This window comes from Allokutzneria sp. A3M-2-11 16 (assembly GCF_024213555.1).
GTDB lineage: Bacteria > Actinomycetota > Actinomycetes > Mycobacteriales > Pseudonocardiaceae > Allokutzneria.
The window spans coordinates 145,886-159,498 of sequence record NZ_JANAVO010000001.1 but is presented as its reverse complement, the minus strand read 5'-3'; the positions used below and the strand labels follow the sequence as shown (position 1 = coordinate 159,498).

The 13,613-nt window shown below is 70.3% G+C and carries 14 protein-coding genes; 5 read left to right on the top strand and 9 right to left on the bottom strand.

Features of this window, described 5'->3' with window-relative positions; translation table 11 throughout:
* Positions 1–139: 139 nt before the first annotated feature.
* Entirely contained in the window at positions 140–538 is a 399-nt protein-coding gene (locus NLX83_RS00770; RefSeq protein ID WP_254232921.1) for a DUF3040 domain-containing protein, read from the top strand.
* A gap of 189 nt (positions 539–727) precedes the next feature.
* Here the strand turns inward: NLX83_RS00770 and NLX83_RS00765 are convergent, their stop codons facing one another.
* The 4 genes from NLX83_RS00765 to NLX83_RS00750 are packed head-to-tail and all read right to left on the bottom strand — an operon-like array spanning position 728 to position 5,597.
* Positions 728–1,291: a hypothetical protein gene (locus NLX83_RS00765; RefSeq protein WP_254232920.1), complete on the bottom strand. Its 564-nt coding sequence runs from the start codon at positions 1,289–1,291 to the stop codon at positions 728–730.
* Entirely contained in the window at positions 1,288–3,255 is a 1,968-nt protein-coding gene (locus NLX83_RS00760) for a transglutaminase family protein (RefSeq protein WP_254232919.1), read from the bottom strand. The genes NLX83_RS00765 and NLX83_RS00760 overlap by 4 nt, the downstream gene beginning before the upstream one ends.
* Complete coding sequence (locus tag NLX83_RS00755; protein ID WP_254232918.1) at positions 3,252–4,520, bottom strand: DUF58 domain-containing protein; 1,269 nt, start codon at positions 4,518–4,520, stop codon at positions 3,252–3,254. Before NLX83_RS00755 ends, NLX83_RS00760 begins: the two co-directional genes overlap by 4 nt.
* Entirely contained in the window at positions 4,521–5,597 is a 1,077-nt protein-coding gene (locus tag NLX83_RS00750) for an AAA family ATPase (RefSeq protein ID WP_374118615.1), read from the bottom strand.
* 466 nt (positions 5,598–6,063) lie between these two features.
* On the opposite strand from NLX83_RS00750, the gene mraZ reads away from it, so the two are divergent.
* The 4 genes from mraZ to NLX83_RS00730 all read left to right on the top strand — a co-directional run bounded on the left by mraZ (position 6,064) and on the right by NLX83_RS00730 (position 10,154).
* Entirely contained in the window at positions 6,064–6,495 is a 432-nt protein-coding gene (gene mraZ, locus NLX83_RS00745; RefSeq protein ID WP_030430829.1) for a division/cell wall cluster transcriptional repressor MraZ, read from the top strand.
* Positions 6,496–6,715: 220 nt separating this feature from the next.
* On the top strand, positions 6,716–7,681 hold the full coding sequence (gene rsmH / locus NLX83_RS00740; protein WP_254232917.1) for a 16S rRNA (cytosine(1402)-N(4))-methyltransferase RsmH: 966 nt from the start codon (positions 6,716–6,718) through the stop codon (positions 7,679–7,681).
* Positions 7,678–8,253, top strand: coding sequence for a septum formation initiator (locus NLX83_RS00735; RefSeq protein ID WP_254232916.1), 576 nt, complete (start codon positions 7,678–7,680; stop codon positions 8,251–8,253). The genes rsmH and NLX83_RS00735 overlap by 4 nt, the downstream gene beginning before the upstream one ends.
* Before the next feature lie 113 nt (positions 8,254–8,366).
* Positions 8,367–10,154, top strand: a complete 1,788-nt coding sequence (locus NLX83_RS00730) for a peptidoglycan D,D-transpeptidase FtsI family protein (RefSeq protein ID WP_254232915.1) — start codon at positions 8,367–8,369, stop codon at positions 10,152–10,154.
* Positions 10,155–10,161: 7 nt separating this feature from the next.
* Here NLX83_RS00730 and NLX83_RS00725 read toward each other — a convergent pair whose 3' ends face one another.
* From NLX83_RS00725 to NLX83_RS00705, 5 genes are all read right to left on the bottom strand, one after another.
* Positions 10,162–10,473, bottom strand: coding sequence for a hypothetical protein (locus tag NLX83_RS00725; RefSeq protein WP_254232914.1), 312 nt, complete (start codon positions 10,471–10,473; stop codon positions 10,162–10,164).
* Entirely contained in the window at positions 10,470–10,928 is a 459-nt protein-coding gene (locus NLX83_RS00720) for an LppA family lipoprotein (RefSeq protein ID WP_254232913.1), read from the bottom strand. The genes NLX83_RS00725 and NLX83_RS00720 overlap by 4 nt, the downstream gene beginning before the upstream one ends.
* Before the next feature lie 122 nt (positions 10,929–11,050).
* Positions 11,051–11,566, bottom strand: a complete 516-nt coding sequence (locus tag NLX83_RS00715) for an LppA family lipoprotein (protein WP_254232912.1) — start codon at positions 11,564–11,566, stop codon at positions 11,051–11,053.
* The gene (locus NLX83_RS00710; RefSeq protein ID WP_254232911.1) at positions 11,566–13,314 is read right to left on the bottom strand and encodes an alpha/beta hydrolase; all 1,749 of its coding nucleotides are present in this window, start codon (positions 13,312–13,314) and stop codon (positions 11,566–11,568) included. Before NLX83_RS00710 ends, NLX83_RS00715 begins: the two co-directional genes overlap by 1 nt.
* A complete protein-coding gene (locus tag NLX83_RS00705) occupies positions 13,314–13,604 on the bottom strand; it encodes a hypothetical protein (RefSeq protein ID WP_254232910.1) in 291 nt (96 codons plus the stop codon). Before NLX83_RS00705 ends, NLX83_RS00710 begins: the two co-directional genes overlap by 1 nt.
* Between the last annotated feature and the right edge of the window lie 9 nt (positions 13,605–13,613).

The window sequence follows — 13,613 nt, the reverse complement described above, 5'->3', positions numbered from 1 at the left end:
TTCGGCAGCGTGGACCGGGTAGTCGCAGCGTCCTACGGATCGTATCCTCAAGGGTGACGCTCCCAACGGGGGCGCCCGCCGGGTCCGGCGGCAACCGTGACGCCCGGCGCTAGCGAGAAGATGTGCCGGAGGAGGATCCATGCCACTCTCCGAGCACGAGCAGCGACTGCTCGACCAGATTGAGCGCGCGCTCTACGCCGAGGATCCGAAGTTCGCATCGACGGTGCGCGGTTCCCGGCTACGGCGGCCCTCCAGACGGCGCCGCCTGCAGGGTGTCGCCATTCTGATCATCGGTCTACTACTGCTCGTCGTCGGGGTCGCGCTGCCCGTGGCACGGGTCGCGGAGATCCCGGTGCTCAGCGTCATCGGGTTCCTGCTGATGTTCGGCGGGGCCATGTGGGCCCTCTCGGCGGTCGGTCAACGCGACCAGGCCGCGGAAGAGGGTGGCGACAAACCACAGCAGACGACACCACGCCGGAGTTCGTTCGCCCAGCGGATGGAAGAGCGGTTCCGCCGCCGGTTCGACGACAACGGCTAGGCACTGACACAACCGCAACCACCAAGGGCCGCCACACCGCCTCCCTCTCCCGGGACGGTGCGGCGGCCCTTGGTGGTTTCCGCCCCGAACCCTCCCAACCCCAACGCAGCGGGGTTGGGTGCGGTTGAAGACCGTTTCAGCGGGGGTTCGCAGGACTTGAAGACCGGCGGACCCGGTTGGGATGTGGAGTCAGCGCGAGGGCATGGCCGAGCGGGGGAAGAGCTTCGCGCGCAAGGACATCGGCGCGTTCACCGCCAGGCTCGCCAGCACCTGGTCCAGCGAGCTCCGGAGTTCCGGGCTCGCCGAACCGCCTGCGCCGTACCAGGACCGCTCGACCGCGCCGACGAGAACCCGCAGCCCGGCCCGGCCCGCCTCGTCGAGGCTGTGCTCGCGGGCCAGCTTCGTCGCCGCGACGCGGACCGTGTCGGTCTCGGCCACGTCGGCGCCGCGGTCCGCGCTCGCCGCGACCAGTTCCCGCCACGCCGCGTCGGCCGCGTCATCGCCACCGGCGGCCACCGCGTCCAGCCGTTGCTGCCGGAGCGCGCCGCGCACCCAGGACGGCAGCAACGCGAAATAACCGCCGCCCAACAGGATCAGCAGCAGAACCCACGCGAAACCCGGCAGCGCCCACCACAGGGGCAGCAGGACGGCGGTGACGCCGAGCCCCGTCGCCGTGGCGGCCCAGAACTCCGGCAGCACAACGGTCTTCGACAACCGCGCGCGCCACGGCGTCGCGGCCACTGGGGCGCTCATCGCGCGGCCTCCCGATTCCGCTTCCTCCGCGATCGCATCGCCACGGCCGCTCCCACCGCGGCCGCGACCGCGAGCAGCAGCAGGATCTCCCACCACACCACCGCCTGCGGGACCCGCACCGCGCCGAAGAGCAGCACGTGGTCGTCCCGGTCGCCGGGCGCGACCGGCGGGGTCGAGCTGGTGGGCGCGGACGACGGGTTCGACGGGGGAGTCGTGGTGCGGCCCGCGGACGGCTCGTTGCTGCTCTGGTTGCCGCCGCCGGGCCCCTCGGCCTCGTACGGCGCCGTCACGCCGCGCCCGCCGGCCTGGGGCGTGGGGTCGAACTTGGTCCAGCCGACGCCGGGGAAGTGCACCTCGACCCACGCGTGGGCGTCGCTGGTGGTGATCACCTGGTAGCCACCGGCGTCGTAGCCCTGGCTGAAGCCGACGGCCACGCGCGCCGGGATGCCCACGGCTCGCACGAGGACGGCCATCGCCGAGGCGAACTGCTCGCAGTAGCCGGTCTTACCGTTGAACAGGAAGTCCGCCAGGACGTCGGAGTCGCCGCCCGACACCGTCCGCAGGCTGTAGGTGAAGCCGTTGCCGGGATCGGTGAAGTGCTTGCGCAGCGCGAGGACCTTGTCGTAGTTGGTCCGCGCCCCCGCGGTGAGCCGCTTCGCCAGGTCGGAGATCCTCGGGTCGACGTCGAGCTCCAGGTACTCGGCGCCGATCTCCTCCGGCGTCACCCTGGTGCCCGTCGCGCGCAGGGTGTCCGCGGTCGGCTTCGGCAGCACCGTCTGCTGCGTGTAGCGCTCGACGCGTTCCCGCTCGTCTTTGAAGACCACACCGACCTTCGGGTCGTAGAGCCAGCCGTCGGGAACGCCCTCCAGCGCCACCGGCACCCCGTAGACCGGTAGCCAGTTGTCCGTGAGGCCGATCGTCTCGATGTCGATTTTCTTGGGCCTGCCAAGGCTTTCCGGGTTCGTGCCCGCGGTGACCAGCCTGCCGTTGACCGGGGTGCCGCTGAGCGGGCCGTTGATCGACCAGCCCTCCCTGCGGTCGTACCGGCGCAGCGTCAGGGAACGCAGGTACGTCGACTCGTCGAGGCCGCGGACCCGGAACAGCTCGATGGCGCCCTTGCGCTCCAACTGCCCCCGCAACGACGTGAACGGCTTGATGCCCATGCCCGCCGTGCCCGAGGTGCTGCCGACTCCCGGCAGCCTGCCCGCGGTGCCGACCAGGGTCAGCGTGGCACCACCGACGATCGCGACGACCAGCCCGATGGCGGTCACCGCCGTGGCGCTGAACCCGGCACCACCGCGACGGCGGCCGTTCCTGTCGCCGTTCTGACCGCGCGAGGGCAGGCCCAGCCTGCCGCGCCACAGGCGGTGCCGCTGCGCCTCGTCCACCACCAGCAGCAGTGCGAAACCGCCCGCTCCCAACGCGAACGACCACCACGGCAGCATCTCGTCGGCGAGCGAGGCGGGGACGGCGAACACGCACAGCAGCACGAGTCCCGCGGCCGCGGGGGCCTGCGCCGCGGTGGCCAGGGTGTCCACCGCGATCATCACGATGCCGACCGCGATCGCGGACAGGCACAGGATCGCCATGGTCCCGCTCACCGGGGGCACACCGGTGCGGACCTGTTGCACCGACTCGCTGAGCACCCCGCCCAGCTCCTGCAGCGCCTCCGGTCCCGGAAGGATGCCGAGCAGCCCACTGCGGGTGAACACCGCGGTGAGGAAGAACATCAGCGCGCAGATCTGACCGACCGCCACCACGACGATCGGGGCGCGGATCGCGCGCAGTCCGGTGCCGACCGCGACCACCACCGCGATGGTGACCGCGACGAAGCCGATCCACCGCACGCCCTCGATCACCGCGGACAGCGCGGTCGCCGCGCCCAGCACGGAGATCGACGCGGCGATCGATATCGCCGCCCCGTGCTCCGTCGACGGCGCCAGCACCGCGTGTCGTGAGCTCACCAGGCAGCCCCGCCCTTCCCTACGGCCATCCGGTCCGCGGTGCTGTGGCACAGCCGCGTCCAGACGGTGGTCATCGGCGTCCGCGCGTCCGCGATCATCACGCCCCAGCCCGCGGAGGTCAGCAGCCGCGCGACCTCCGTCGGATCGGCCGCACCCTCCTCGCTGGAGCCCGCCCAGCTCTTGACGTTGAGCAGCACCGCGAGGCTGCGCACCGACCGCTGCCGGTACTTGATCAGCTCGTGCACGGCGGACGGGGTGGTCGCGCCGAGCACGGCGATCAGCTCGCGCCCGGAGCCCGGGTCTCCGCTGCACGCCAGGTCCCTGCGGTGGGACGGGCGCAGCGCCGCGAGCGCGTCCAGCACCTCGGTGTCGCTGTGCCCGCCGTCGCTCTGCCCGCCCACGAGCGCGTGCCCGTCCTCGGTGCTCAGCCGGACGTGCTGGCCGTGGCGGTGCAGGTGCAGGCAGATGCTCGCGGTCAGCGACACGGCCCACTCCAGGCTGGAGCTGGGGCCGCTGCCGCGGTGCGCGGACTCCCGCGCGTCCAGCAGCACCGCGATCCCGCCGCGCCACGGGCGTTCCTCGACGCGCACCATCAGCTCGTCGCGGCGCGCGGTCGAGCGCCAGTGCACCTTGCGCATGTCGTCGCCGTGCCGGTACTGCCGCACGATCGCGTCGTCCTCGCCCTGCCCGGTGCGCAGCCGGATCGCGCCGTCGTCACCGGTGCCGAGGCCCGCGCCGACCGGCAGCCCGGACAGCCCGACGATCTTCGGCGCGACGATCAGCCTGCTGGTGCCGCCGAGCTCGCGCTCGAACTCGGCCAGGCCGAAGGGATCGGTGATCCGCGCCCGCATCGGGCCGAGCTGGTGCACACCGCGCAGCACCGGTTGCAGCGGATAGCGCAGGCCGACGGAACTCTTGCGGGGCATGCGTTCCACGACGAAGCGCGGGCGGCTGCCCAGCGCGTACGGCACGCCGTCCTCCAGCAGCAACCCGCCGGACGGGACCCGGCCGGTGCTGCGCAGCTCGACCCGCACTTCCGCGGAGTTGCCCACGTGCACGCGCTCGGGCACCACGTGCCGCAGCGCGACGAGACCGACCCGTGCGCCCGCCGCCAGCGCCGCGGCCAGCATCGGGAGTGCGACGGCGAAAATGGCCACCCGCAACAGGTCCCGCTCGTTGAGCACCAGCGCGCACAGCGCGGCGGCGATCCCCGCGGCGAGCAGGCAGCGTCCGCGGGTGGTGAGACCGGACAGCGCGCCGCGCATCTACCTGGTTCCCCGCAGACCGTTGCGCTGGTACGGCCCCGGCTGACCGGGCCCGGAACCTCCCTGCGGCACCGGAACCCGTTGCAGCAGACCGCGAACGAGGTCGGCCGGGGAGCGGCGCGCTGCCTGCGCCTCCGCGGTGAGCACGAGGCGGTGCGCCAGCACCGGCACCGCGACCGCGTGGATGTCGTCCGGCACCACGAAATCGCGGCCGACCAGCGCGGCCTGCGCCCGCGCGGCGCGAACGAGCTGGAGGGTGGAGCGGGGGGAGGCGCCCAGGCGCAGCTCCGGCAGGCGGCGGGTGGCGGAGACGAGCTCGACGCAGTACCTGCGGATCTCCGGTGAGAGGTGCACCTGGCGCACCGCGTGCACGAGGGAGCGCACCTGCGCGGCGTCGGAGACCGGCCGCAGGTCCGCGAGCGGGTCGTGCCCGGCGTGCTCGTCCACCATGGCCAGCTCGGCCTGCGGGTCCGGGTAGCCGATGGACACGCGCGCGGTGAACCGGTCGCGCTGCGCCTCGGGGAGGGCGTAGGTGCCCTCCATCTCGATCGGGTTCTGCGTGGCGATCACCATGAACGGCGAGTCCAGGGTGAAGGTCCGCCCGTCCACCGTGACCTGGTGCTCTTCCATGCACTCCAGCAGCGCCGACTGGGTCTTCGGCGAGGCGCGGTTGATCTCGTCGCCGACCACGATGTTGGCGAACACGGGGCCGGGGCGGAACTCGAAGTCGGTGGTCTGCCGGTTGTAGATGGACACGCCGGTGATGTCGCTCGGCAGCAGGTCCGGGGTGAACTGGATCCGGCTGACAGTGCAGTCGATCGACCTGGCCAGAGCCTTGGCCAGCGAGGTCTTCCCGACCCCGGGGACGTCCTCGACCAGCAGGTGGCCCTCGGCGAGCAGGGTGACCAGGGCGACGCGCACCACGTCCGGCTTGCCGACGAGCACCCGTTCGACGTTGCCCGCGATCCGGCGGGCGGTCTCGTGCAGCTCGGCCAGCACCTCGGCGGGGCGCGGGGCACCGTCCGGCTCGGGCAGCGGCTGGCCCGGCAGTGCGGTCGGCTGGGTACTCGGCGTCACTCGACAGACCTCCATGGTGGTGCGGCTTCCGCGGTGCCCGCGCGTCACGGCCATGTCGATGCTCGATCCGCGAGCGGAACGTGGGCGGTCGTCTGGCGAACTGACGAGCAGCGTGACACGCAGTGTGTCAAAACCTGGCGAAGGTCCCCACCCCGTCCGGGCACCCCGTCCACCCCACCCCGCCCCACCTGCTCGTCAGCGACCGGATGGCCGCGGCCACCGCTCACCCTAACGGGGGTATTCCCGTTGCTCCCGTCCCCCGGTCGTGGGAAGCCGGCCGGGCGTGGGGCCGCTGTCACCCCCCACGCGGAGTCACCCCTCCCGAGCTGCGAAAACGTCGGCCGCGCAGCCGGAAAGCAGGCCTTGATCGCGTTGACTGTGGTGGAAAGTGGGGTAGTGTGGCGGCCGGTGGGGAGAACGGGGTCCCCGCCGCCGGTCCGCACGGGTCGGTGGGGAGGTGAAGCCGGTGTTTCTCGGTACCCACAACCCAAAGCTGGATGACAAGGGCCGGCTCACGCTGCCGGCCAAGTTTCGCGACGCGTTGGCGGGGGGGCTGATGGTCACCAAGGGACAGGACCACTGCCTCTACGTCTTCCCGCGCGCGGAGTTCGAGCAGATGGCGCGCAAGGTCGCCGAGGCCCCGTTCACCAACGAGGCCGTCCGCGCCTACCAGCGCTACCTCTTCGCCGGGACCGACGAGCAGCGACCGGACTCGCAGGGCCGCATCACCATCGTCCCCGAGCTGCGCCGCTACGCCGGGCTCAGCAAGGAGTGCGTCGTCATCGGCGCCATCACCCGCCTGGAGATCTGGGACTCCTCGGCGTGGCAGACCTACCTCGAGGACAACGAGGAGAACTACGCGAAGGCGAGGGAGGAAGTCCTGCCGGGGATGTTCTGATCCCGGCACGTGGTCGTGGTTCGGGTGCCGTGAGGCCTCGGTCCGCTCGATCTCTCGGTCCTGGTGCACCTTCCCCGGTACCAGGCCCGACGGGCGGGCGGGGACCTGGCGACATCCGGCCACGCGGTTTCCATAGTGGACGTCCACACAGGACAGACAGGGGTAGCGGGGCCGGTCGCGAGAGCGTTGGGCGAAGAGCGTGGGCAAGGGAGGGACCGCCATGGCGGAAGCGGCGCGAGGAGCGCACATCCCGGTCCTGCTCGACCGGACGCTGGACCTGCTCCGGCCCGCGCTGGCTGACGGGCCCGCCGTCGTCGTCGACTGCACCCTCGGCCTCGGCGGTCATTCCGAGGCGCTGCTGAACGCCTTTCCCGAGGCCACCCTCGTCGGCCTCGACCGCGATCCGCGCGCCCTGGAGCTGGCCGGTGCCCGGCTCGCGCCGTTCGGCGACCGCGCCAAGCTCGTGCACGCGGTCTACGACGAGCTGCCCGAAGCGCTGGAGAGCCTTGGCATCGACCGGATCGACGGCGTGCTCTTCGACCTCGGCGTCTCGTCCATGCAGCTCGACGAGGCCGACCGCGGCTTCGCCTACGCCAAGGACGCGCCGCTGGACATGCGGATGGACCCGACCGCCGGGCTCACCGCGGCCGACGTGCTCAACGAGTACGCGCCCGGTGACCTGATCCGGGTCCTGCGCGACTACGGCGAGGAGCGCTTCGCCAAGCGGATCGTCTCCGCCATCGTGCGCGAGCGGACCAAGGAACCGTTCAGCACCAGCGCGCGACTGGTGCAACTGCTCTACGACTCCGTGCCCGCGGCGACCCGGCGCACCGGCGGTCACCCGGCCAAGCGCACGTTCCAGGCGTTGCGCATCGAGGTCAACGGGGAGCTGGAGGTCTGGCGCAGGGCACTGCCGAACGCACTGGACGCGCTGGCCCCCGAGGGCCGGGTGGTCGTGCTGTCCTACCACTCGCTGGAGGACAAGATCACCAAGCGCGAGCTGGTCGCCAGGTCCACCTCGCGCACCCCGCAGGGCCTGCCGGTCGAACTGCCCGGCCACGGCCCGGAGTTCAGGTTGATCACCCGCGGCTCCGAGCCCGCGACGGAGGAGGAGATCGCGCAGAACCCGCGCGCGGCCTCCGTCCGGCTGCGCGCCGCAGAGCGAATCGGGGAGGCGACGTCATGACCGCACCGGCACGTTCCGAACCGCCGACACCGCGCGGTCAGGGCGCCCAGCAGGCTCGCGATCGCGCGGCCGAGCACGCCGCCCAGCACCGGCGCTCCGCCGCCGCCGAGCGCGCCTACGCCCGCCGCGCGCAGCGCACCGGCGCCGCCGCGCCCGAGCGCCGCACCGCGCCCGCGCCGAGGGCACCCTTCGTGCTGCTGGTGATGGGCCTGCTCGGCACCGGCATCGTCGCGTCGCTGTGGCTGTCCACGGCCGCCGCCACCGACACCTACAAGTTGGAGCAGACCCGGCGAGAGGTCCGCAGGAGCGCCGAGGACGTGGAGCGGCTGCGCCGCGAAGTGTCCACTTTGGAGTCTCCGATCGAGCTGGATCGCCGCGCCCGCGAACGGGGCATGGTCCCCGCGGGTGATCCCGCGCGCCTGCAGGTGAAGCCGGACGGCTCCGTCGACGTGGTCGGCGACCCGAAGGCGGCCGAGAAGCCGCGTTCCAGCGTTCGGCAGCACACGCCCCCCGCCGAGCAGCCCCCGGCTCCGCCCGCGGGCCAGCAGCCTCCGGCAGGTGGAGGCGGCTGATGCAGGGCCCGACCCGGCGGACCGGTCGGCCGCGCCCCGCTCCGAGATCGGCGCGGGCCGCGGCCCCGAGACCCCAGCCGCCAAGGACCAAGCCGAAGCGCAACCCGAACGGCATGGGTGACCACCGCGTCCGCGTGGTGGTGGGGCGCGCGTTCCTGGTGCTCGCGCTCGTCGCCGCCGGGCTGCGGCTGGTGCAGGTGCAGGGCTTCGAGGCCGAGGCGCTGTCGCAGAAGTCGCTCAAGCAGCGGGTCACCGTGCAGAACATCCCCGGGCAGCGCGGCTCGATCATGGACCGGGACGGCAACCTGCTGGCGTTCAGCGTGGAGGCGAAGGCGCTCTACGCGCTGCCGCAGCTGATCGTCGAGGAGCAGCGCAAGGCGGGCAAGGACCCCGACGAGCGCAAGCGCAACATCGCCGCCTACATGAAGCAGGTGCTCGGCGACCAGGTCGACGAGCAGGAGCTGCTGCGCAAGCTGTTCTCCGACAGCAAGTGGCTCTACCTGGTGGACCGGGTGGAGCCCGCCAAGGCGCGGATGATCCGGGAGAAGTTCCGCGAGATCGGCGCCGAGTACCGGCAGATCCGGCAGTACCCCTCCGGCAAGGTCGGCGCGGACATCGTCGGCTTCGCCAACTGGCGGATGGAGGAGCGCAAGGCCGCGGGCCTGGAAGGGCTGGAGACCTACAAGAACAACCTGTTGTCCGGCAAGGACGGCAGGCGCGTGGTGGACACCGCGGCGGGCAGCGCCGACGTGACCATCCCCGGCTCCGAGCGCGAGGTCGAACCCGCGACGCCCGGCTCCGACCTCCAGCTGACCATCGACACCGATCTGCAGTTCACCGTGCAGAACATGCTCACGAACTACGTGCAGCGGGTGGAGGCCAAGGGCGGCAGCGCCGTCGTGCTGGACGCGAAGACCGGCGAGGTCATGGCGCTGGCCGACGACAAACCGTTCGACCCCAACAACTTCGCCGACTCCAAGCCGGAGCAGCGCAACAACCGCGCGGTCACCTCGCCGTTCGAACCGGGCTCGGTCAACAAGGTCGTCACCGCGGCCACCGCGATCGAGCTCGGCCTGGCCACCCCGCAGACCGTGCTGTCGGTGCCCGGCAGCATCAAGGTCGCCGACCGCGAGATCGGCGACGCGTGGAACCACGGCACCGTCCCGATGACCTTCACCGGCGTGATCGGCAAGTCCTCCAACGTCGGCACGCTGATGATGGCGCAGCAGATCGGTCAGGACCGCTTCGCCGAGATGCTGGCCAAGTTCGGTCTCGGCGAGCGCACCCGGCTCGGCCTGGCCGGTGAGACCTCCGGCCGCGTGCCGCCGCGCGCCCAGTGGTCCGGCTCCACCTTCGGCAACCTGCCCATCGGCCAGGGCCTGTCCATGACCGTCGTGCAGATGGCGGGCATGTACCAGGCGCTCGCCAACGACGGCCTGCGCATCCCGCCGCGCATCATCAAGGCGGAGATCGGCCCCGACAAGGCCCGCAAGGAAGAGCCGCGCCCCGAGGGCGTCCGCGTCGTCAGCCCCGAGACCGCCCGCACCGTCCGCGACATGATGCGCGCCGTCGTCCAGGACGTGCCCGGCCAGCGCGGCACCGGCCCCGCCGCGTCGCTGCCCGGCTACCAGATCACCGGCAAGACCGGCACCGCGCAGCAGGTCGACCCGAACTGCGGCTGCTACAGCAACTCCTCGTACTGGATCACCTTCGCCGGCATCCTGCCCGCCGACAAACCGCGCTACGTCATCGGCATCATGCTCGACGCGCCCAAGGCCGGTACGTCGGAAGCCACCTCCGCCGCCCCGCTGTTCCACGACATGGCTGACTACGTGGCCCAGCGCTACCGCGTCCCGCTGTCACCGGCAGCCCCCTCGCTGGAACTCCTGCCGAAGCACTGATTCCCTTTCACACCAACGTGATCAGGTGGGTAGTCAGAACGACCAGGTAGAGCGGCGCCCATGCGGCCCACAACCACCCACCGATCGCCCGCTGCCTTGCCAACGCCCTCGTGCCGCCGATGAGCCCGAGCAGCAGTCCCACCACTGCCGCGCCGATGGTTCCCCAGATGACCAGGTCCGGCCTGTCGTCGACCAAGGTCCGGACGCGGGCGTGGTCAGCCCTGCCCGCGTAGAAGATGATCTGCCAGACCGTCGCGACGAAACCAGCGAAGGCCAACAGGCTCATGTGGACGGTGAGTCGGTGCTTCTGGTCTCTCACGGCGTCTTCCCGGCGTTCGCTGGATGTGCCTTCGCTTCCAGGTGGCACCCGGTGTGCAGCATCAGCGTCGTGTTGACGTACGTCCCGAAGGTGTAGGAGGCACCGTAGGCGTCCATTGCGATGACGTCGTGCTGACCCGGGCTGTTCGCTCTGGTGGCGGGCGGTCCGAAACCGTAAGCGCCGGTGACCTCGGTGGCGATCGCGACAGCCCTGTCCCAGTTCTTGTCGGGGATATTGCCGAAGTGGACCCACAGGGCCAGGGTTCGGCTTTCGACGCCGCGAATCTCCGAGTAGCCGGAGCACCCCGCTCTGCTCATCGGATCTTGTTCTTTCCAGTGCAGGGGGCCAAGCTCTGTCGAGAGGCGGTTCCGAAGTTCCGTCTGCATTTTTTCGTATCGCGTCGTCATCGCGTCGATGTCCGGTCGCTGGGTCAGCTCCTGGAACTTGTCCTTCATGCTGGGGCCTCCACAGCCGACGAGGATCACGAGGCAGAGAGTGAGCGCGGCAGCCCGTTTCATCGTGACGGTCCTATGCGGATAGCGTGGCGAATCGCCTGGATCACTCCTGCCCTCCAGGTCTAACCAGCCTCCTTGGGCTGTACGCCAGCCATGCGATGGCAGCCGGTGTGGATACTCAAGATCGTGTTGACGGAGGTTCCGAAGATGAGCGTGGCGTCGTAGGAATCCTTCGCGATGACTTCGTGGTCGCCCGGCTTGTTGACGACGATGCGTGGTGGACCGAATCCGTATGGTTTGGACACCTCGGCCGCGAGGACGACAGCCTTCTCCCACTTGTCGTCCGGAACTGCTCCGAGAGCGCCCCAGTGACCCAGTGTGCGACTCTCCACTCCGGAGATTCCCGAAAATTCCGAGCAGCCGCCTCGGCTCGTCGGGTTTCGCACCGTCCAGTCCAGTGGTGTCAGCTCCGCTGAGACGCGTTGCCGGATCTCTGCGGCCATCTTTTCGTAACGTGCGGTAATTTCCTCGATGTCGGGCCGCTCCGACAGAATCTTGAGCTTGTCGTTCAAGTCAGGCCCTCCGCAGCCGGCGAGAAGGAACACGGATGTGAGCGTTGCGATGATCGCGTTGCGCATCAGTACAGTCCTGGGATCGGTGTCTGGAGCAGGTCCCCGATGCCCATGCCCTTGTCACGCGCGAGCTTGTCGTGAAGTCCGGCGATGACGAGGCTCATGTTGTACTGGCTCGTACTGTCAGGGGCCAGGTAACCGACCTTCTTCGCGGTCGAGTCATGACCGACCGACTCGGTGAATTGCCGTCCGTCGGGCAGAGACATCTCTTTCGCGGACAGGCCACCCACACCCTTCATCTGGTTGGGGTCGATGCCGAAGGCAGCGAAGTCCGCGACGGGGTCCTTGCGCGCTTCCACCGTCCACGCGTGGCCGGCGGGTACCTTCAGCTCCTCGACGTGAGAGGTGCCGAGTCCAGGCGAGCCGAAGAAGACGGCATCGTCGACGCCTGTTCCCTTCTGCAAGGCCAGACCGGTTGTCAGTGAACCGTAGGAATGGCCCAGGGCGGTCAGGTGTGGATCAGTTGTGCGCGAGGCATCGATTCCGTTGAGAAATCCGGACAGTTTGTCTGCGCCCTGTCGCGCGAGAGCATCGGTGGCCACGGACCGGTTCGCGTTCGGGATCTCGGAGAGCTGTGGTGCCTCGTAGCCGATCCACGTGACGGCGGCCACGCTGGACGGTTTCTCCGCACGGAATGCCTCGGCTTCCGCCCGTGACTTGAGATCTTTCATGTGGTCGTCAAACTCGCGAATACTGCCCGCCACCGTTGTCGAGAAGCCTGGCGTGAACACTGAGACGTGTTCGGCGGTGTCCACGTTGCCCACCGCGATGGCGGCCTTGGGTTGCTTGCCAGTCGGATCGAATACCAGAAGCTGTCGGTCGCCGCGAGCCAATGTCTCGTCGATCGCATCCAGCGAGGCGAGTTTCGCTTTGATAGTTGCCAGTTCGGCGGCGGGTCCGGCGAGTTGGCGGGCGATCGACAACTCGCCGATTTCGCTGGTGGACGCGCCGAGCCGCTTGGTGAGAGAGTCGACCAAAGGCTCCAGCTTCGCGGCCTCGGCCAGGAGTCTGGCGCGTTCGCCCGGGATCTGGGCGCGGTTGGCTTGGTCGCGGACGACGGCGGGCAGGCCGTCGAGGTTGCCGATCCAGCCGGGATGGTCCTTGAGCATCGCGGCTCGTTCGGCATCGGAGAGCGAAGACCACCAGCCCGCGTTGTCGCCGGGGGAGCCGCCCTGCGGTGGGCCGATGGTGGAGAGCCCGCCAGCTCCTTGTCCCGCAACGGAAGCATCGGTGAGCGAAGCTCCGGCGCCGTCGTCGATGCGGTCGAGTGCGGCGCGCTCAAGAACGGCGGCGAGGTCGGCGTCGATGTCGTTGGCGCGCCGCAACACCTGCTCGACGCGGTCGACCAGCTCCACCTGGATGGCGGCGCGTTCACGGACCTGGGCCTCGTCGGTGGGGCGGGGATGCGCGGTGTCGACGATCTTGCCGTCGTCGGCGATGGAGAAGCCGTACCGGCCGGCGAGGTGTTCGGCATCGCCGAGGGCGCGCTGGACGGCCTTGACCGCGTCGGCCGCTTCGCCGACAGCGCGGCGCACGGCGGAGATGCCCGCGACGAGGCGGCGCATCCGTTCGGTCAGCTCGCCGTGGTGCTTGGTGGCCGCCTCTGCGGCGGGGCCGGTCCACCCGGCCGGTGACCTCGTCGCGTGCAGCTCGTCGTCGAAACCGACGAGCGTGTCGCGGCGAGAACCGAGTGCTTGAAAGGCGGTGTCGAGGGCGGGCTGCCGCCATCGACGCACATCGCTGACGGAAACCATCAGAACGCCTGGCGCATGTCGTCGCGGGCCTGGGTGTCCTTCTTCTCGTAGAGCGCCGCGCTCTCCTCCAGGCGCTTGGCGTGCGACTGGACGTCGGTCGCCCACGAAGAGACGCTCGACTTCCAATGCCCGGCGAGCTTGGCGGCAGCCGCAGCCGCGGCACCTCCTGGCATCGCCGCCGCGATCTGGTCGGCTTCGGCGGCGACGTTGACCGCTCCCGCGCCTTCACCGGCTGTGCGTGCCGTCCGAGCAGCCTTGCGAAGCGCATCAGTGACAACAGTGAATCCCACGATGTACCT